General features: G+C 40.3%; 17 protein-coding genes and 1 pseudogene. 13 read left to right on the top strand and 5 right to left on the bottom strand.

Features of this window, described 5'->3' with window-relative positions; genetic code table 11:
- The first annotated feature begins 10 nt into the window (after window positions 1-10).
- The 3 genes from AC58QG_RS10720 to AC58QG_RS10710 all read left to right on the top strand — a co-directional run bounded on the left by AC58QG_RS10720 (window position 11) and on the right by AC58QG_RS10710 (window position 2,642).
- A complete protein-coding gene (locus tag AC58QG_RS10720) occupies window positions 11-397 on the top strand; it encodes a hypothetical protein (RefSeq protein ID WP_497362035.1) in 387 nt (128 codons plus the stop codon).
- Window positions 398-799: 402 nt separating this feature from the next.
- Complete coding sequence (gene msrA, locus AC58QG_RS10715; RefSeq protein ID WP_497362034.1) at window positions 800-1,939, top strand: peptide-methionine (S)-S-oxide reductase MsrA; 1,140 nt, start codon at window positions 800-802, stop codon at window positions 1,937-1,939.
- Window positions 1,940-2,147: 208 nt separating this feature from the next.
- Entirely contained in the window at window positions 2,148-2,642 is a 495-nt protein-coding gene (locus tag AC58QG_RS10710) for a TVP38/TMEM64 family protein (RefSeq protein WP_497362033.1), read from the top strand.
- A gap of 106 nt (window positions 2,643-2,748) precedes the next feature.
- On the opposite strand, the gene AC58QG_RS10705 is transcribed toward AC58QG_RS10710, so the two are convergent.
- From AC58QG_RS10705 to AC58QG_RS10695, 3 genes are read right to left on the bottom strand one after another with little or no spacing between them, the layout of a single operon-like run.
- Window positions 2,749-3,846, bottom strand: coding sequence for a Ger(x)C family spore germination protein (locus tag AC58QG_RS10705; RefSeq protein ID WP_497362032.1), 1,098 nt, complete (start codon window positions 3,844-3,846; stop codon window positions 2,749-2,751).
- Window positions 3,836-4,963: a GerAB/ArcD/ProY family transporter gene (locus tag AC58QG_RS10700; RefSeq protein WP_497362031.1), complete on the bottom strand. Its 1,128-nt coding sequence runs from the start codon at window positions 4,961-4,963 to the stop codon at window positions 3,836-3,838. The genes AC58QG_RS10705 and AC58QG_RS10700 overlap by 11 nt, the downstream gene beginning before the upstream one ends.
- Entirely contained in the window at window positions 4,941-6,467 is a 1,527-nt protein-coding gene (locus tag AC58QG_RS10695) for a spore germination protein (RefSeq protein WP_497362030.1), read from the bottom strand. The genes AC58QG_RS10700 and AC58QG_RS10695 overlap by 23 nt, the downstream gene beginning before the upstream one ends.
- A 218-nt stretch (window positions 6,468-6,685) precedes the next feature.
- Between AC58QG_RS10695 and AC58QG_RS10690 the strand changes: the two genes are divergently transcribed.
- Window positions 6,686-7,987 carry an epoxide hydrolase family protein gene (locus tag AC58QG_RS10690; RefSeq protein WP_497362029.1) on the top strand — a complete coding sequence of 434 codons (1,302 nt, stop codon included), beginning with the start codon at window positions 6,686-6,688 and terminating at the stop codon, window positions 7,985-7,987.
- Between the two features lie 244 nt (window positions 7,988-8,231).
- Here the strand turns inward: AC58QG_RS10690 and tlp are convergent, their stop codons facing one another.
- Entirely contained in the window at window positions 8,232-8,453 is a 222-nt protein-coding gene (gene tlp / locus AC58QG_RS10685; protein WP_497362028.1) for a small acid-soluble spore protein Tlp, read from the bottom strand.
- A 243-nt stretch (window positions 8,454-8,696) separates the two neighbouring features.
- Here tlp and AC58QG_RS10680 point away from each other — a divergent pair.
- From AC58QG_RS10680 to AC58QG_RS10645, 8 genes and pseudogenes are all read left to right on the top strand, one after another.
- Window positions 8,697-8,870: pseudogene (locus AC58QG_RS10680) on the top strand (small acid-soluble spore protein H); the annotation flags it as partial.
- Window positions 8,871-9,039: 169 nt separating this feature from the next.
- Complete coding sequence (locus AC58QG_RS10675; RefSeq protein WP_497362027.1) at window positions 9,040-9,690, top strand: YdcF family protein; 651 nt, start codon at window positions 9,040-9,042, stop codon at window positions 9,688-9,690.
- Window positions 9,691-9,923: 233 nt separating this feature from the next.
- A complete protein-coding gene (locus AC58QG_RS10670; RefSeq protein WP_497362026.1) occupies window positions 9,924-10,337 on the top strand; it encodes a hypothetical protein in 414 nt (137 codons plus the stop codon).
- Window positions 10,338-10,637: 300 nt separating this feature from the next.
- Window positions 10,638-10,940: a hypothetical protein gene (locus AC58QG_RS10665; protein WP_497362025.1), complete on the top strand. Its 303-nt coding sequence runs from the start codon at window positions 10,638-10,640 to the stop codon at window positions 10,938-10,940.
- A gap of 913 nt (window positions 10,941-11,853) precedes the next feature.
- A complete protein-coding gene (locus tag AC58QG_RS10660; protein WP_497362024.1) occupies window positions 11,854-12,402 on the top strand; it encodes a DUF4309 domain-containing protein in 549 nt (182 codons plus the stop codon).
- A 480-nt stretch (window positions 12,403-12,882) separates the two neighbouring features.
- Window positions 12,883-14,070, top strand: coding sequence for an epoxide hydrolase family protein (locus tag AC58QG_RS10655; protein ID WP_497362023.1), 1,188 nt, complete (start codon window positions 12,883-12,885; stop codon window positions 14,068-14,070).
- A 155-nt stretch (window positions 14,071-14,225) separates the two neighbouring features.
- Window positions 14,226-14,486, top strand: a complete 261-nt coding sequence (locus AC58QG_RS10650; protein ID WP_497362022.1) for a hypothetical protein — start codon at window positions 14,226-14,228, stop codon at window positions 14,484-14,486.
- Window positions 14,413-16,239, top strand: a complete 1,827-nt coding sequence (locus tag AC58QG_RS10645) for an APC family permease (protein ID WP_497362021.1) — start codon at window positions 14,413-14,415, stop codon at window positions 16,237-16,239. Before AC58QG_RS10650 ends, AC58QG_RS10645 begins: the two co-directional genes overlap by 74 nt.
- A gap of 95 nt (window positions 16,240-16,334) precedes the next feature.
- On the opposite strand, the gene AC58QG_RS10640 is transcribed toward AC58QG_RS10645, so the two are convergent.
- On the bottom strand, window positions 16,335-16,904 hold the full coding sequence (locus tag AC58QG_RS10640; RefSeq protein ID WP_497362020.1) for a CGNR zinc finger domain-containing protein: 570 nt from the start codon (window positions 16,902-16,904) through the stop codon (window positions 16,335-16,337).
- A gap of 568 nt (window positions 16,905-17,472) precedes the next feature.
- On the opposite strand from AC58QG_RS10640, the gene AC58QG_RS10635 reads away from it, so the two are divergent.
- Entirely contained in the window at window positions 17,473-18,921 is a 1,449-nt protein-coding gene (locus AC58QG_RS10635; protein ID WP_497362019.1) for a dihydrolipoyl dehydrogenase family protein, read from the top strand.
- Window position 18,922: the final 1 nt, after the last annotated feature.

The following is an 18,922-nucleotide window of genomic DNA, read 5'->3' as shown; positions in this document are numbered from 1 at the left end:
AGGTGAAAGTATGGAATTAGAGGTAAAAGGAAGAGAAGGTATGAAAAAAGGCTGGTTTGAACTGGTCAAGTACAAGCATGACGATTGTTATTGTGGCGAATGCTCGAAATCGTGGGCAATTCATATATATACGTATGAAGGTGCAGAAGAAGAAGACTCAATACCCGATGCAACCTTGATTTTGAATACGACTAAAGAAGATGGCAACGGTTATTATTTGGTGGAGTTTTCGATTACATTTTTAGGCCGCGCCCTTATGTTTGATGAAGTAACTTCATTGGTCAAAAAATTAGATCAGATCAGTAGTGAAAATGATTCAGTTAGTTTGACTGAGCATTTAGTGGTCTGCAGCGAGTATTTTTATTGTGGAAAATACGTACAAAACTCAATGACCTAGTTCACTTAAACACAATTGCTCGGAAATCTTTCCGCAAATCATGGCAGCATCGGTCATTTTAATATAAAAATATCTATGTGTTAATGCAGCTCCTCTAAAAGTTGGAGCTGCATTTTTATTTTGAAAAATATACTCCTCTCATTCGCATCGCAATCTAGGGTGCCAAAACATAATGCCTAAGTTGTAAATGTAACGTTTGAAAAATATTTTAGTGGTTACTTGCAAATAGTGTAAGTTCGTGATAAATTATGTTTCGTAACTATTTAATGGCGATTAAGAGGTTACAAAACGCGTGGGCATATCAACTCCTCTTCGGGATAAGTAGCTCGTGTTATTTGATTATTAAGTGTTAGAGAATGGGATTCTCAATTCGCAATAGATAATAAGGAGGTATAAGGGAAAATGATTTTTAAAAATGGTGATTTATATGCTTTATCGATTGCTTTTTTAGTTATTACAGTTTATCTCTTGTACAGTTCGTTTCACAAAAAAGAAATAGTGAAGGAGCAAGCGGTTTTAACTACGGTTAATGAAAATTCGGGTATACCTTACGAAACTGCTATTTTTGCTGGTGGTTGTTTCTGGCATATGGAAGAGGTTTTCGAAAAGCTGGATGGTGTACTGCGTGTAGAGAGTGGTTATACAGGAGGACATAAGGAAAATCCGACCTATAAAGAAGTGGGTTCAAAAACTACAGGACATCTCGAAGTGGTGGAAGTACGTTATAACCCAAATCTGATTACGTATGATGACCTCCTTCAAGTTTTCTGGAGAAACATTGATCCTACCGATGCAGATGGTCAATTTGCTGATCGTGGGAATGATGTTCTATCTGCCATATTTTATACCAGCATTGAACAGAAGGAATTGGCTGAAGCATCCAGAGATGCATTAGTAGTATCAAAAAGGTTCGATCAACCGATTGCAACAAAAATTTCAGCAGCATCAATGTTTTATAAAGCCGAAGTGGAGCATCAAGATTATTACAAAAAAAGCCCAATCAGCTACAAAATAAGTGAGCACGTATCGGGTCGTGATAAATTTTTGAATAAAATTTGGGGCGAGGATCAAGAAGTGAAAATTACAGCAAAAACAGGTTTTGATAGAGATTTTAATAAGGAAGAAAAGCTTAAAAAGCTGACAAAGCGCCAATACAACGTAACTCAGAATGATATGGATGAGTCGCCATATAGTAACGAATATTGGGATAACAACGAAGAAGGCATTTACGTCGACATTGTTTCTGGTGAGCCATTGTTTAGTTCAATGGACAAATATGATGCTGGTACGGGCTGGCCTAGTTTCACGAAACCTTTGGAGCCAAATAATATTGTTATAAATCAAAAAACTAGTTTCTTTTCATCATCAACCCATGTGAGAAGTCGTTACGCGGATTCCTTCCTAGGCGACATGTTCAAAGACGGACCTGAACCAACGGGTTTACGATTCTGCGTGAACTCTGCAGCGATGGAATTCATTCCGAAAGCTGATCTTGAAAAAAGAGGATATGGAGCTTATGTTGCGCAATTCAGCAGTAAATAAGCTATATCTGCTCTATTATATGCTCATCAGAAAGGAGATAAGAATGAAAGCACTACCAAAGTTATTCAAACCATTATCACTCTTCATAGTAGTCAGTGGTTTATTATGGTTCAATCATACAGTTTTGCATCTTAGTCCTGAAAGCATAAGGAAGTGGATACTAACATTCGGAGAGGCTGCGCCATTTCTGTTCATATTCATTTACGCGATGCGTCCTTTGATTTTGTTTCCCGCGTCCGTGCTTTCATTGACAGGAGGATTGGCTTTCGGTCCGGTGTGGGGAACCTTGTATACGATCATTGGTGCAACAATAGGTGCGGTGTTGTCTTTTTGGTTAGCGCGATTTTTGGGTAATAAATTGGTTTCCACTAGGTCGAAGGAGAGGTGGGGCAAAATTGAAAAGCAACTGCAGCAAAAGGGATTTATCTATATTTTAATTTTGCGTTTGATTCCCATTTTCTCGTTTGATCTAATCAGTTACGGAGCAGGTGTGGCTAAGGTGAATTTTTATGCATTTTTATTCGGTACCCTTCTTGGAATCATTCCAGGAACGTTTGCTTATAGTTTTCTGGGTTCGAGTTTTCTGCAAGAAAAGAAATCATACCTAGTCATTGCTACGATTGTTTTCGTTCTTATGACACTGATCCCGCTTGTTCTCAAGTACAGAGTTGTAAAATCTAAAGCGGAGGAGCAAATACTTTGAACAGCTAGCTCCGAAGAGCTGGACAGCCCTATCCTTGTTCGAGGATAGGGCCGCGACGATTGTGGGAAGTCGATATTCATTGCGGAGCACTTAACCATTCCGAAGATCATTTTGATTTTCCAATATGAATCAGATCTACTTTTGCTTTTACATTAATATTCAAGTTTGAATAAATCATATTCCAGTTCATATTGTGCCATCTTTCATATGATAAATGATTGCGTACCACCTTCCCCATTCCGATAGGATCTGTTTGATCTTTTTGTAATTTGGTTAACAGTTTTTGTGAACTGGTTATTATATATTTTTCAACCTGTTTTTCCAATTCTCTTTGATACTTCTCTTGAGTTAGATCCATGGTGCCTGTGTATTCAAGGACGCTTCCTTTTATATCTAAAATGACTTCGACCGACATATTTCCTGTGTTCATTTTTTTATCATTTTTAGAATTAATACTATGTAACAAAAGCTGATAATTTTCTCCTGACTCTTCCGTATTCATATTAATCATTAAGTTGCCATTTTTGATGTCACCCATTAATAAATTAAAGATCTGTGTTTCACTTAAGGTTAGACGTGTAACATATTGATCTCCTTTAAAAATACCCAATCCTTTTAATTCAATGTTCTCGCCTTCAGATGAAAAAACGGGTAGTACTGGATCAATACCATCGTCATAATAATCTCTTAAAAAACGATATTTATTTGTAATGAAAGCTTTATTTTGTTTGCCCGCCTTATCCAAGAACGTGTAAAGAAACTCAGCATTATCTTCGACAGATGGTAACTTTTTTTTAAGTAAATTCGCTGCATTTCCCTCCACGATAGCAAATTTAACGCGAGTTCCGATTTCTGGATCTCTTGTAAATGACTTCACAACATTTATTAGACCTTTTTTCAACAGTTCCTCACCAAAGAGAATCGTACCCTGTCCACCAACTAGCTTTAAATTGGTTAAATTTTGAATTTTTAGGAAAGTATCATGAACGGATTTGCCATTAGCAGTAAGAGTCATTGTATCAACCAATCCTTCTTTAGTAACAGTGGGAAAAAGGACTGTTGTTCTAATTGGATTTACATCACTTTCCGACAAATCGTAAGCACCAGCTTCAAGTATTGCCAATTCTTCAATAATATTTCTTTCTACACAGCCTGTTAATAATAAACAGCATATTGCGATCAATACAATAATTTTATTTTGCATGATCTGTCTCCCTAGGCATCTTTTTTTTAAGAATTTGAATAGACAGGTTGCATAATACGAATAAAGGTAATGCCCAAGCAATTCCGATTGAATAATTACTCAACAAGTTCAACCATTTTTTAACATCCAACATTGAACTTGGAATCATTGCAAGTATAAAACCGATTGCAAGTATGATAATTATCCAAACATTGGGTTTTACACTTTTCACCATATTCCCAAAAATTTGCTGAGCTCCCCAATAATATATGATAGTTGTTGATAATACCTTGAAGGCATAAACACAAAAGCAAAGATTCTCGGCGCGTGAAATGAAAGAGACTTCTGTATATTCAAACAATGTCATAACGGGGTATAGATCATTTAATATTTGATCGAAGCTAAAAAAGCCAAAGCTTATACAGGTGATAAGTAAATAGATGGTAGTTGAGAGAATATTTCCAATAAAAAGTGCTTTCGTCCATTTTTTTTCAACAAAAGGGAAAAAAAGAATGGAAACCTCAATACCTAAGAAAGCTGAATAAACATGAAGAGTCCCCTTGAAAAAATCTGTATCTCCTTTAAAAATGAAAGGCGTGAAACGTGCAAATTCAAATTCTGGAATAAGATAAAAAAGCAAAACAATCATTGGAATAACGACGAAGAATAAAACCACAAGTGCTTTAGCAATATGGTAGATGCCACCTCTTAATAATTGAAAACTAAGAAGAGTAAAGAATATGACAAAAAATATGGCAGGTAATGATGGATAAAACATTATTTTCATGATGAAGATATATTCCCTCATAATCATGCTTGCCATTCCAATCCAAACACAAATGATAAACAAATAGATGGGTACCATTACCCACTTGGGAACTGTTGCCTCAATGATTTCAAAAATTGATCTTCCTTTACCTAACTTATAACTTATTACAATCATCGTAATATTGATATTAACGAGTACGAAAATGAAAATAATACTTAACCAGCCATTTGTTCCAAAATATTCGGCAGTTACTCGAGGTAATGTATACAAGACAAGCCCATTTTGGATGCTATAGAATAGTATAGACAGTAGAAGTGGATTGAGCCGTTCTTTCATATTGTCACCATTAATTCCTCTCATTTTCACCATCGTTTTGCATCAAAGAATGCGCCGGTTGCCCCTTTTTAATTTTATAAAAAGGCCCTCTCACAATGCTCTCCATCAAATTTTTGAAGAAGGTTGCAGAAACAGGCTTAACATAAGGTGATGATAAATTTGTTAACCCGGTTAAGTGGATGATAACTATTCCTAATGCGAAGAAAATGCCGATATTACCCAAAAATCCTGCCATTACAATAAATAGGAACCTAATGATTCTAACGGAAGAACTCATAATATAACTTGGTACTATGAATGAAGCTATGGCCGATACAGAAACAACAATGATTAAGATATTACTTGTAACCCCAGCTTCAACAGCTGCTTGGCCGATCACAATACCGCCTACTACGCCAATTGTTTGACCAATTTTTGTAGGCAGTCTCGCACCCGCTTCTCTTAAAAGTTCAATTACTATTTCTAAAAACATAGCTTCAACGAAAGGCGCAAAAGGCACTCTACTTCTAGACTGCATAAGGCTTTGTAGAAGGGATTGTGGAATCATTTCGTAATGAAACGTACATATAGAGACATAAAAAGCTGTTAGTACTAAGGTAATGAATAAAGCGAAGTATCGTAGAATCCTAACCGCTGTTCCTATAGTCCAACGCTGATTATAGTCATCTGGTGACTCGAAAAAATCAGAGAAACTGGAAGGCGTACAAAAAATGTTTGGACTATCTTCGACAAGTCCAATTATCTTTCCAGCATATAGTTTTGTCACAGCAATATCTGGCCTTTCCGTGGTATAAAATTGAGGGAATGGCGAGTTTTGATGATCATCTAACATTTGAACCAAAACATTGGAGTCAGTTATGGAATCAACTTTAATCGATTGAATCTTTTCTTTCAGATGATTCACAAAATCCATTTTTGCAATACCCTCAATATAGATGATTAGAACTTTTGTTCTTGAAATTTCCCCGACAGATAACGTAATCATTTTTAAGCGAGAACTTCTGACTCTTCTTCTTATCAACGATACATTCGTTTTTAATGCCTCATTAAAAGAGTCATGTGGCCCACTGATTACAGTTTCTGTTTCAGATTGTGAAATGGCACGTTCCTCGAATCCAGAGACATTTATTAAAAATGTATCCACCCCAGTGAACATAGTCACATTGCCGTCTAATATTCCTTGTATGATTTCCTCCTGATTATTTACTCGTTTAAAAAGTGATTGTTGAACAGATTTTCCGAAATCATTGAATGACATTTCTCTTAATGGTGAAAGTAATTCCCACTCTAATGTGTTGGAATCTACTAATGAATTTAAATATATAATGTGAATCGTATCTAGATGAAATGAACGGTGAACAAGGTCAAAACTATCCCCGAATTCTGCAAGTGTCTTTTCAATATTAGCTTCTTTCATTGTTTTTTCATTAGAAGTTTTTATAGTACTTTCTAACTCAAGCGTAGGATGTGGATTAGAAAAATCTATATCTGAATTCTTATGGATAATCTTTTTGATTTTCGTTCGAAAGTGCCGCATTTAAGTTCCTTCCTTTATAACCAACATTATCTATAATATGGATCATAAATCCTGATAATATGTATGTAGACACCTTGAAATAGGGTAGATACGTTATCATAGTAAAAAGATGCGATCATGCGAAAATGATCGCGTCTTTTTTAATTTTGAAATAGGGATAAGAATTGCAGTTTGGATGGAACTTAATAATAGGAAATTATATGAAGGAGCGTTTACATATGAACAGCAGATTCTGGTCTCGTTTTACATTGATTATGACCCTTTCCCTAGGTTTGACGGCTTTCGGCGTAAATGCCGAAGGGGTTGTGGGGAAGCTGCAAGCAGCCCCTAACGAAACACAAACGGACAAGACTGCCATTCGTCCGTTTCAAGTGCATATTCCTGACTATGAGCTTAACGAACTGCGCAGGCGGATCCTAGCGACAAAATGGCCGGATAAGGAAACCGTTCCGAATCAAACGCAAGGCACGCAGCTGGAAACGATGAAGAAACTCGCGAACTATTGGGCAACGGATTACGACTGGCGCAAGCTCGAGTCGAAGTTGAATGCCCTTCCGATGTTCGTCACCGAAATCGATGGAGAGGACATTCACTTCATTCACGTTCGTTCGAAGCATGAGGGGGCTTTGCCGATCATCATTACACACGGATGGCCCGGCTCATTCATCGAGCTGCTTAAGATTATCGATCCGCTTACCAATCCCACGGCCTATGGCGGGAAGGCATCAGACGCTTTCGATGTGGTCATTCCTTCGATACCCGGCTATGGGTTCTCGGGTAAGCCGATCACGACTGGTTGGGGGCCTGACCGCATCGCGCGTGCTTGGGCAGAGCTGATGAAACGCCTTGGATACACCAAATATGTGGCGCAAGGCGGCGACTGGGGGGCGATTGTCACCGATTTAATGGGTGTTCAGAAGCCAGAGGGACTGATCGGTATTCACTCCAACATGCCTGGCATAGTTCCGACCAGTCTCGATAAGGCGCTCATAGCCGGCTATGGTTGCCCTCCTGGTCTCTCGGCCGACGAGAAGCGCGCATGCGAGCAGTTGGAATACGTGTACAGGCAAAGCGCTTACGCCATGATGATGGGAACGCGCCCGCAGACGCTGACCGGACTTGCGGATTCGCCTGTCGGTTTGGCAGCATTTATACTTGACCATGACGCGAAGAGCCTGGACCTGATCTCCAAGGCCTTCAATGGACAACCCGGAGGCCTTTCGCGAGACGATGTCCTAGACAACATTACGCTCTATTGGTTGACGAACACAGCGATTTCTTCGGCTCGTCTCTACTGGGAGAACAAGTACCCCTTTTTCAGCGTTAAGGGCGTTACCATTCCGGCTGCAGTGAGCGTCTTTCCTGACGAGCTCTATGAAGCACCGAAGAGTTGGACAGAGCAGGCTTATCCCAACCTCTTCTATTACAACAAGGTCGACAAGGGCGGACACTTCGCTGCGTGGGAGCAGCCGGAGCTGTTCGTTAAAGAGCTTCGCAAGGCATTCAAGCCGCTGCGTTAAAGGGAATTATGTGGAAATCGCTCAGCAACTGAGTCAAATCTCTTGCAACAAAGGCTGAATCGACTGAAAGCCGAATCCGAACGAAGGATCGGCTTTTGGTATTTGGTGTGTTCCCGGATCTTCTAGAAAAGGATGGTCGGGCATAGAAAAACACCCCATAGCAGACTTCGGTTGAACCAGAATGGTTATCCGATATCTCGACTAAAGGGTGCTTTTAATAGCTTTTAATAAGAGGTGAAATCTGTTATTCTTGTGCGTTGGATTCGTCTTGTTTCTCTGCGATAAATCCATTGATGCTCTCTTTGCGGCGAGCATTTTTGGATTCGATGCTCTCTTTGTCTACAGCAGAAATTTCATCCGCATGTTCATCCAAGTATTCCTCAGCTTCGTTTAGATTGGTCATTGTATTATCGATGGCATTCTGAATACGGGCTGGGTTATCTTCGCGATTGTCTGGCTTAGCCATAGTAGTTCTCTCCCTTTGTTGTGATAGATTAACATCCTGTTATACGATTCCAAATGATCAATCAAATTATTCATTCAATCAAAAAAACGGCTACCAATCTCGTTAGCCACCGACTGAAGGCCAGACGACCTGAAACAGTAGAGCAGGGGATTATCCTCGGGTTTTAAACGTTAGTAACATATCCATGAATACATCCTTTCACACTTACAAATAATGTAACTAGTACGTGAAGGAGGACAAAAAATGAACATTCAACGCGCTCAAGAGATTGCAGTTTCACCAGCTATGGTTGATGTCACTTATAATGGGACGCCAATCTACATCCAGCATGTGGACGAAAAGAATGATACGGCCAGAATTTATCCTTTGGATCAACCGGAAAACGAGCAAAGCGTCCCTTTAAGCAGTTTAGTCGAGAGCTCCCAAATGTTAGATTTTGAAGATATTAAAATGATATGCCCATCACCTAAATAATTAGAAATATGTAAGAAAAAAGAAAGAGGATACCTTTGCGGTATCCTCTTTGCTAATGATATAACACCCTTTAAAATACGTTTTATCATGGAAGGAAAGGGGGTACTAAGAGATGAAAAAAAAGAAAAAGTTTTGGATATGGACGGCTATTGCAACGGTCACTATGATGTTTTTAACCGTAGTCTATTTCACCTGGATGAGTAGTCAGGTAATGGAGTCCTGGAAATCCTCCCACGGCAATCCAAGTGATTGCGCAATCGTTCTCGGCGCCGCAGTGTGGGATGGTAAGCCGAGCACATCTATGAAGGAAAGGCTCGATATCGCACTCCAAGTGTATCAAGAAAAGCTGGCAGATCACTTGATCCTTTCAGGAGGAGTGGGATCTGGAGATCAGCTTTCCGAGGCTCAAGTCATGAAAGCCTACTTAATGGAAAAAGGGATACCTGAAGCCGCGCTACTCCTGGAAGAACAATCCTATTCCACCATGGAGAATCTCCTCAATAGCAAGGTCATCATGCAGGACCACGGGTATGCGAGCGCCATATTGGTCACTCATGGCTTTCACGCATTAAGGGCCCGCCTAATGGCGGAGAGCATTGGTATCCAAACTAGCGTTGAACCCGTTCAAATTCGACCGATTGATCTAAGGTATTATGTGCTTCGGGAAGCCGTAGGCATCGCCGTTTTCGAGCTCAAACAACTTAAGCAAGTGATTTTATTAACATATATAACGAAAGAAATTCAGTCCTATAGTGATCCATAGCTGAAATGACATCAAACCAGCTGCTACCGCAGTTGGTCTATTTTATATTGTGGCTATTAAACGAAAGGGCAGTTTAGTTTAAAAAGCAATAGTGAAAGTGCTGTAGCTCATGTCTAGAGAGACATAAGAGTAAGGCAACTTAATTGGGAAAAAATCCACCCATACACCCTTAAATTACCAAGTATCATTCGAAATACTTGGTGTGTTTATACAACAAATAGGAGGAATGAAAAATGGATATAACCACTCCGTTTAATTACAATTTAAACTATGGAATTAGAGATAGTTTATTGAAACTAGAGGTAGACTGGGAAGATAAGATGAACAGGATAGTTAAGTTTGAACCTTTTCGTATTGATATACTAGAAAGCCTAATCAATAAACAGTTTATTAACCCACAAGATAGACAGAATAATTCACCAACTGTTAATGATATGCTTGAATTTATGAGAAAGTATCCTGCCGTGTTTGTGTATGGGTATGCAGTAACACCAAAACGTAGGGATTATAGAGTTTCAATAGAAGGTCTAGCGGTTAATCAAGAAGATGTAACTGAAGAATTAAAGAACGCCTTTTTGGAATTTTGCAAAAGTGCAACAGAGCTACATACTGAAGATGTGAATGGGTTGTTGAGTTGGTGGGATTAGTAACATAATTTAAATAAGCATTATTCTAGCTAGCATCTTCATACGAGGGTGCTTTTATTTGCCCTTCATAATCGCCAAAGGTCTGGGTCGTACACTAGGAAAAGAAGTATTAGACTGGTCTGGTCATTAAGCTAAACACTGGGACGGGCCTGATATTTTCAAGGGAAAAGTTTCATACTAATGCATATTAAAAGGAGCCTGGACAGCGAATATAGTTGTTATTCAGGTTGCAAACCACCCGAGGACATTATTGGGGTATTTATGCGCCAGGACGTTTGCACCGAATAGGAGATTGATGACATGGCTTTTGGAATATCCAGACATGAACTGAATGAATGGAAAAGCAAATGCTCACAGGGGGAAATTGCCTTTTTGACGCATTATTGGGTAGAACCTCGCTTTCCAGGAGTGAAGACGATCACTAAGGTGGGCTGCTGTGATCTGGAACGATTGAAGGAATGGTGCTTGGCGAATGGTTTAAATCCAGTTTACATACATCTTCGTGATGAATATCCACATTACGACCTAATAGGGAGCAAGCAGATTGAAATCTTAAAGAGAGAACATTTGACCGATCATCTGCTCAGATTCAAGCTTCGGTGAGATAAATAATCCTAATTATGTCAAAAATATCAAAAGGGCTGCCGCGAGGCAGCCCTTCATTCAAGTAACAGGCAGATTGTGAAAAAGTATATGGAAAGTTTAGAGTGATTTTTGATACCTAATTTTTGCAACTAATTAAAATAATAAACGTCTATATATGTAAATAAATGGAATGTGATGTTGTTGAATTGACAAAGTCAAAATATATACTTGTTATGGATTGTTGAGCATTTCACTTCTAATTTTAGGTGGATGCAAGTCGGAAACATCTAATAATCCGAGTGTCGAAAGCACTGCATCTTAGACACCAACCATTTTTTACACCAATCCCTAGTGCGGATGCAGAAAGTATAACAAAGAACGATGAGAATGCAGTTCATGATTTACTCGTGGTACATTTTAGGGCAATGGAAAATAAGTGCACTAGCACAAGTCTTAATAACAGTAAGCTGACTTATTGTGCCTGAATAGTAGGAGGTCAAAACATTATCCCTACTCCAAGTATTTTGAAAGGTGTAAGAAATATGATCCAATTGGACAGAACGAAATTTATCATTTTTGTATTAAGATCTAGTATTTTTGGCACAACTGTGGAGTTATTTATATTCCTATTACATCTTATCTTGTTTAAGAATTCAGTTACAAAGATAACCGATCAATTGGTAACCATTTTAAGCCTCATGCTTATCGGTATAGCCGTCTATGGTCTATTCAAATCCTTTGGACGGAGCACAGGTCTATTTTTGGGTTTCAATATTATATTGTTAGCTAATTTGTGGCTACTATTGGGAGCATTGACAGAGTGGGCGTATTTTATGGAACTGCTTCATATAAAATATCTTTTTTGATCTTGATCTTAGTTGTGGGATTACACTGCAATCCGGAACAATAGTTGAGGGTCAGGAGGTAATTGATGAAGAATATATCTATTCAAATCCTATTAAAGTTATTTGTACTCACCATCGCTATGAGTTTAATGTGTATTATTGTGATGGGTTGTAATGACGATCAAGAAAAAATCAACAGAACCCAGAATGATATATGGAAGCTAGCGACGGAGGGGAAAATTAGAGGAGTTGAAGTTCCACTTGGGACCACGAAAAACGAAGCTCTTAAGAAACTTCCTACTCCTTTAAGTGCTGGGCGATCTGAATTTGGGTATCGCCTAGAATATGAAGGGTACTCGTTGGAATTTGGTGTTTATGGTGAGAAGACCATTAAATTACTAAATGAACTTGATGAAAGTGCAAAAGTTCAGACGATATCAGCCAAACCAACTACCGTAGGATGGCAGGGGACGACTGATGATGTTCGGAAAGTGTTTGGAAAACCTGATCAAGAGTTTAACGATGAAGCATTTGGTCCTGCTTGGAATCAAATTTATAAGGTTAAGGAAAATTTATATCTAATATTTATTTCAGATACCAAAGATGGACCCATTATTAGAATTATACTTAAATAATGAAGATGAACAGCTATTGATAAGTTCAAAAACAACTTGAGAAGGCAGCCGGACCTAAGTGGATCGGTTGCCTTTTCTTAAGTAACGGGCAGAATAGATCGATGAGTTGACACGGAAAGTTGAATATACGTAACTATTAAAATATTTTTAAGTAGTTACTTGTAATCACTTTACGCTTGTGATATAGTACTATTCATAACCAGCTAATAACAACTAACTGGTTACTGAAGTGTGAGAGAATCGTATGAATCGAGTGGGAATTTTCTTCGATCTCTATAATAAAGTTCCAATTGTACAATAGAGTCGCTGACCTGTGAGTAACTCACCACCAAGACGAAGTGCTTGACGATATCACGCTTATCCCTGAGAGATCAAACAGGCCGCGCGGAGCTGGGTTGAGCGTAGATGATCACAAGCTAATCGATTTCTACGAGGTTAACTCGATCACATACAAACTCAAAAATCAAAGGAGACAAAAAAATGACACAAACAACTACAGAAAAAAATGCCATTCGTCCGTTTCATGTGAATGTTCCCGAAGAAGAGATTATCGAATTACGCAAGCGTATCAATGCGACAAGATGGCCTGAGAAAGAAACTGTTTCGGACCAATCGCAAGGCACGCAGCTCGCAACGGTTCAAGAACTTGCGCGTTACTGGGCAGATGAATACGACTGGCGCAAAGTCGAGTCAAGAATTAACTCCTACCCGCATTTCCTTACCGAGATCGATGGTCTGGACATTCACTTCATCCACGTTCGTTCGAAGCATGAGAACGCGATGCCGATTCTCATTGCGCACGGATGGCCGGGTTCGATTATCGAGCAATTGAAGCTGATCGAGCCGCTGACTAATCCGACGGAACACGGCGGAAGCGAGTCTGATGCCTTCCACGTCGTCATTCCATCGATGCCTGGTTACGGGTACTCAGGCAAGCCGACCACGAAGGGCTGGGGTCCTAAAAGCATCGCACGCGCTTATGGCGAACTAATGACTCGTCTCGGCTATGAGAAGTATGTAGCGCAGGGCGGCGACTGGGGTGCGGTCGTCGTTGACATGATGGGTGTTCAGGAACCTAAGGGATTGATCGCCCTTCACACCAATATGCCTGGCGTGATTCCGGCCGATGCTGATGCGGCGATTTGGTCCGGTAACCCGCTGCCATCCGGCCTCTCTGACGAAGAGAAGAAAACGTGCGAGCAAGTTACCGAAAATAAATTCTATTACGCCTTCATCATGGGAACGCGCCCGCAGACGCTGACCGGACTGGTAGATTCGCCTGTCGGTTTAGCAGCCTTTATGATTGACCACGACTGGAAGAGTCTTGCCCTGATCTCGAGAACTTTTGCCGGAGTCCAAGAAGGCCTATCGCGCGACGATATTCTAGACAACATCTCGCACTTCTGGTTTACGAACTCAGCGATTTCTGCGGCTCGTCTCTACGGGGAGAACGATCTCTCATTCTTTGGCGTCAAAGGCGTCAAACTCCCGGTTGCCGTTAGCGTCTACCCTGACGAGCTCTATGTAGCACCGAAGAGTTGGACAGAGAAAGCATATCCGAACCTTTTCCACTACAACAGACTTCCTAAGGGCGGACACTTCGCAGCTTGGGAGCAACCGGAGTTCATGACTTCTGAACTTCGTACGGCATTCAAGAAACTGCGCTAATTGGAACGATACAATGAAGGAGCTTGCCGTGAGGCAGCTCCTTTTTGATTGTTTGGTAACGCCAGACCACTAAAGAATACCCGAAAAAGCAACTGTCGTGCCATGTATGAAAGGTGTACATGACACACGATTTTAACCAAGAAAGGTGAAAAGAAATGGAACAAGAAGAAATTGAGCTTATGGAATTATGTCTAACCAAATTTATCAAAAAGTACCCAGGCATTACACCGGAAATGGAAGCTATGTTCTATTGGGCCTATACACGCGGCTTTATTGAAGCGAGGTGGAGTTACGATAACGAAAACGGGAGCAGTCTTAATCAAAAAGGGAGAGATACTTACAATGATATCCATGTTAAAAAGGTTTTTAATTGGAAGACCGTTGAAATCAACGGAATTAGGGGAGCAAAAAATTAATAAAACCAAAGCATTAGCCATACTGTCTTCAGATGCTCTATCTTCAGTTGCCTACGGTCCAGAGCAGATATTACTAGTTTTGATAACCATTAGTGCAGCAGCATTCTGGTATTCGATACCAATTGGAATTGGTGTTTTAATTCTGTTAACGGCTTTAATTCTTTCATATAAACAAATTATTTTTGCTTATCCTCACGGTGGAGGGGCTTATATAGTATCTAAGGAAAACCTGGGCATATACCCAGGATTAGTTGCTGGGGGCTCTTTATTAGTGGACTACATGTTAACTGTGGCAGTAAGTGTGTCTGCAGGTACAGACGCCATTACATCCGCTTTTCCCGGTTTGCATGCTTACAATGTAGGTATTGCTATTGTTTTTGTTCTATTTATTACAATCTTAAACTTAAGAGGAGTAACAGAATCGGCTTCAATATTAGCTTATCCGGTTTATTTATTCGTTTTAGCTTTATTCATTTTAATTGGTGTGGGTATTTACAAAATCTTAACGGGTCATGTTTCGCCTGATTTACATGCCCCAATCGGTACACCGATAGCAGGTATCAGTTTATTTCTACTCTTACGAGCGTTTGCTTCCGGAAGCTCAGCATTAACAGGTGTGGAAGCCATTTCGAACGCAATACCAAACTTTAAAGATCCTGCTCCTAAAAATGCTTCTAAAACGTTAGTTGCGATGGGGAGTTTACTCGCTTTGTTATTCGCAGGAATTGTGTACTTAGCTTACTATTACGGGGTAGCCCCTAGAGAAGAGGTAACCGTTGTTTCACTAATTGCTGAACAAACCTTTGGACGGAACTTTATGTATTTCTTTATTCAAGGTACGACGGCATTAATCTTAATTCTTGCCGCGAATACGGGCTATTCTGCTTTTCCACTGCTAGCAGTTAATCTTGCCAAAGATAATTTTATTCCAAGGATGTTCACGATTCGTGGTGATCGATTAGGATACTCCAATGGAATTATCTTTCTTGGCGTTTTTTCGATTATATTGATCATTGCATTTAAAGGGCAGACCGAGCATCTTATCCCTCTTTATGCTGTCGGGGTATTTATCCCATTTACTCTTTCCCAAACAGGTATGATGTTAAAATGGATTCGTGAAAAGCCTATAGGTTGGATTCCAAAACTTATCGTTAATTCCATTGGTGCGATCATTAGCTTTATAGTAACGTTAATGTTTTTCTTAACAAAGTTTTCACAGATATGGTCAGTCTTAGTTTTTTTGCCTATAATCATCTATCTCTTTCATCGAATAAGGAAGCATTATGAGGCAGTTGGCGACCAATTAAAAATTGCAAACCGTGTACCTACATTACCAATTGAGGGGAATGTCATCATTCTTCCTGTTGCTGGTATCACGCATGTGGTAGAGAATTCATTGAACTACGCAAAATCTCTTTCACCTCACCAGATTATTGCTGTTTATGTTCCATTTGAGCGCGAAGATGAAGCTATGTTTGAAGAAAAATGGAAGAAATGGAAACCTCATGTGCGACTAGTGACACTGCACTCCCCATATAGAAGTATCATTAATCCGCTTACTAAATTTATAGATACGATTCAGCACAAAGCAAGTGAATCAAACTATAAGGTCACGGTGATAATCCCTCAATTTATTCCTAAAAAAGGTTGGCACAATATCCTTCATAACCAATCAAGTTTACTAATACGTGCTCACCTACTATATCGGAGAAACGTTATTGTGACGACCGTACCGTATCATCTTACCGAATAGACGTAAGGTAAGACATCAAACATTCATCGAGACCCCGATTAATTATTGGGGTCTTCCTTGTTTGCGAACAAAATTGAACCGTTGTCTTGTGGGACTCAGGTTGCGGAAGTCCCGTGTAGCTTCGTTGCTTTTTGGCGTACGCGGAACCGTCTGACTTTCATTAAATTGCCGCAAGCTTTATCATCGCAAAACCGTTTGGAACGGTTCCGGGTTTCGTCGTAGTAAACTAATAGACAATCTGGATTGCCGCAAATACGTAATCGGGAGGGATCGCTCTCCGCGAGCAAGTGGCCGAAGGAAGCCGCCACTTCCGCTCCGATGCGGGGCCATCCTGTTCGTAACGGAGTGGATTCCAATCTAAAATCCGAACCAGAATCCGCGATGCGCAGAATCATTGATCCGACTAACAGCGCTCGGTTCAGCCATTCGAGATCGGTGGGGTCAGTGGACTTGTGCACCGTCAAATTTTGGACGATACGAAGTATGTGACCCCTCAACCGTTTCAAATCATCCAATTCTTGTACGGACGGAGCACCCGGATAAGGAAGATTGTGGGTTTCCAACCATTGTTCCAACCATCCTGGTTTGTCCAGCATGTCTTCGGAATGACCGCTGCCTCTCCAGTCGTGATAATCGCTTCTCAGAAAATTGTCCCATAACATCATTTTGTGACCCTCTTATTTTCATGTGGAATGTCTATATCTGTATTGTAACACTCAAATATAAAAATAGATAGTTACAATTAGAACGCATAAACATACGAAGCCTACGCTCCATAACCGTTTCAGATTATCCATTATGCATTGACTGTAACTTTTAAAAATTTCATAGATGGTTACTTGTGGAGATGTGTAAATCGTGATATAGTATTTTTGGTAACCTATAAAATAATTATAGATAATTACATTTGTTATTAGGGAGTAGTGGCTGCATCAAATGTATATTTACAGATTCACGAATAGGGGGAATTCGGATATGAAAAAAACAATCATTGTGATTCTTCTTATTCTGCTAGCAGTTGGGTCTTTCTATGAATCTATTTGTTATTTGATCAAATAAGAGTGCTGATAAGAAGAGACATTTGTTGAGGGGTAATTTTTAAAAACAAGTGAAGACATTGCTTATTGGATGTGATTGAAGCTACTACAAGTGGACGCATTCCCCTTTGTGACACTGATTCCGCTTGGTCTCAAGAAACGAGTGGTTAAATCATAATGAAGAGGAGCGTATGCTTTGAAAAGATATGATCTCATTGTCATCGGTGGTGGATCCGGTGGGCTAACCGTTGCGGCGGGTGCAGTTGGTTTCGGGGCAAAAGTAGCGTTGATTGAAAAAGAACCTGAACCGGGAGGAGACTGTCTGCATACAGGATGTGTGCCTTCCAAAGCGTTGATTGCCGCAGCAAGGGAGTTGTATACGGCTAAGAACGCTGCCGAAGCCTATGGCATGCAATTACAAGGCGAAGCAAACTACCTAGAAGCTTACCGTAGAGTCCAAACTGCTAAAGCAACAATTCAGCCTCATGACAGCTCGAAGCATTTTCGCAGCATGGGAGTGGATGTATTTCAGGGACACGGTCAATTCCGTGACAAACACCATGTCGAAATCGATGGTGGCGAAGTGCTTTATGGTAAACGCATTGTCATTGCAGTCGGTTCCAGAGCTGACATTCCGCCTATTGAAGGTTTGCAAGATGTAGACTTTCTGACCAATGAAAGTGTATTTGATATGAAATTCTTACCCGAAAGCCTTGTTGTCATTGGTGCTGGACCGGTCGGCTTGGAATTGTCTCAAGCTTTCGCTCGTCTGGGTGCCAAAGTGACTGTACTCGTGAGAGGATCGCAGATATTAAACAAAGAAGACTCGGATATTGTTCACGCCTTACACACAGAGCTGGCCAAAGAAATAACAATAATGTTAAAAACGAGCGTTAGCAAAGTTGAATCAATGCCTGATGGGAAAAAGCGGCTATTTATTGAAAGTGACGGGAAGAAGAAGCAATTGGAGACCAATGCCATTCTGATTGCGACCGGCAGAAAGCCTAACACCGATCGTCTTGGACTTCCTAACATCGGCATTCAAATGGACAATCATCACATCGAGGTTAAAAAAACATTGCAGACAAACATTCCCCACATTTACGCAGTTGGAGATGTGATCAAGCCGTTTCCTTTTACGCATGCTGCTGGCATGGAGGGGAAGATTGTCGTAGCTAACGCGGTGTTCGGTTTGAAACGAAAAGCAAGCTACGATAACGTTCCATGGGTTATCTACACGGATCCGGAAATTTTTCATTTGGGGATGACGGAGGAAGAAGCTCGGAGACACACTGGAGGTGATATTCGGGTTTACAAAGTGAATTTGGATCATGTGGATCGATTTATAACCGATCGGAATACGGAAGGTATCGTTAAGGTGATTACGGATCGGAAAGGAATAATCTTGGGAGCTCATGCTGCCGGGGATGGAGCAGGTGACTGGATGCAGCAAGCCGTTTTTGCAAAACGCTATGGACACAAGCTCCCCGATATTTCGCAAGTCGTGCATCCGTATCCTGCAAGGTCCGAGGCTTTATTAAAAACAGCTGATCAATATTGGCGATACAAGTTCTCTCAAGCTGGAATAGTAGGTCGCATAATAAAGACCTATTTAAGATGGTTTAGATTAAGTGGAGGAAAATAGA

The organism is Paenibacillus sp. J22P169 (genome assembly GCF_059691995.1).
This window is presented reverse-complemented; position numbering and strand designations above follow the sequence as displayed.

Coding starts and splice junctions, on each gene's coding strand:
- AC58QG_RS10705 (WP_497362032.1), bottom strand. CDS start 3,846: ATGCAAAATAAAATTATTGTATTGATCGCAATATGCTGTTTATTATTA.
- AC58QG_RS10640 (WP_497362020.1), bottom strand. CDS start 16,904: ATGATGTTATGGGACAATTTTCTGAGAAGCGATTATCACGACTGGAGA.
- AC58QG_RS10655 (WP_497362023.1), top strand. CDS start 12,883: ATGACACAAACAACTACAGAAAAAAATGCCATTCGTCCGTTTCATGTG.
- AC58QG_RS10675 (WP_497362027.1), top strand. CDS start 9,040: ATGAAAAAAAAGAAAAAGTTTTGGATATGGACGGCTATTGCAACGGTC.
- tlp (WP_497362028.1), bottom strand. CDS start 8,453: ATGGCTAAGCCAGACAATCGCGAAGATAACCCAGCCCGTATTCAGAAT.
- AC58QG_RS10695 (WP_497362030.1), bottom strand. CDS start 6,467: ATGCGGCACTTTCGAACGAAAATCAAAAAGATTATCCATAAGAATTCA.
- AC58QG_RS10710 (WP_497362033.1), top strand. CDS start 2,148: ATGCGTCCTTTGATTTTGTTTCCCGCGTCCGTGCTTTCATTGACAGGA.
- AC58QG_RS10670 (WP_497362026.1), top strand. CDS start 9,924: ATGGATATAACCACTCCGTTTAATTACAATTTAAACTATGGAATTAGA.
- AC58QG_RS10665 (WP_497362025.1), top strand. CDS start 10,638: ATGGCTTTTGGAATATCCAGACATGAACTGAATGAATGGAAAAGCAAA.
- AC58QG_RS10700 (WP_497362031.1), bottom strand. CDS start 4,963: ATGGTGAAAATGAGAGGAATTAATGGTGACAATATGAAAGAACGGCTC.
- AC58QG_RS10660 (WP_497362024.1), top strand. CDS start 11,854: ATGAAGAATATATCTATTCAAATCCTATTAAAGTTATTTGTACTCACC.
- AC58QG_RS10650 (WP_497362022.1), top strand. CDS start 14,226: ATGGAACAAGAAGAAATTGAGCTTATGGAATTATGTCTAACCAAATTT.
- AC58QG_RS10645 (WP_497362021.1), top strand. CDS start 14,413: ATGATATCCATGTTAAAAAGGTTTTTAATTGGAAGACCGTTGAAATCA.
- msrA (WP_497362034.1), top strand. CDS start 800: ATGATTTTTAAAAATGGTGATTTATATGCTTTATCGATTGCTTTTTTA.
- AC58QG_RS10690 (WP_497362029.1), top strand. CDS start 6,686: ATGAACAGCAGATTCTGGTCTCGTTTTACATTGATTATGACCCTTTCC.
- AC58QG_RS10720 (WP_497362035.1), top strand. CDS start 11: ATGGAATTAGAGGTAAAAGGAAGAGAAGGTATGAAAAAAGGCTGGTTT.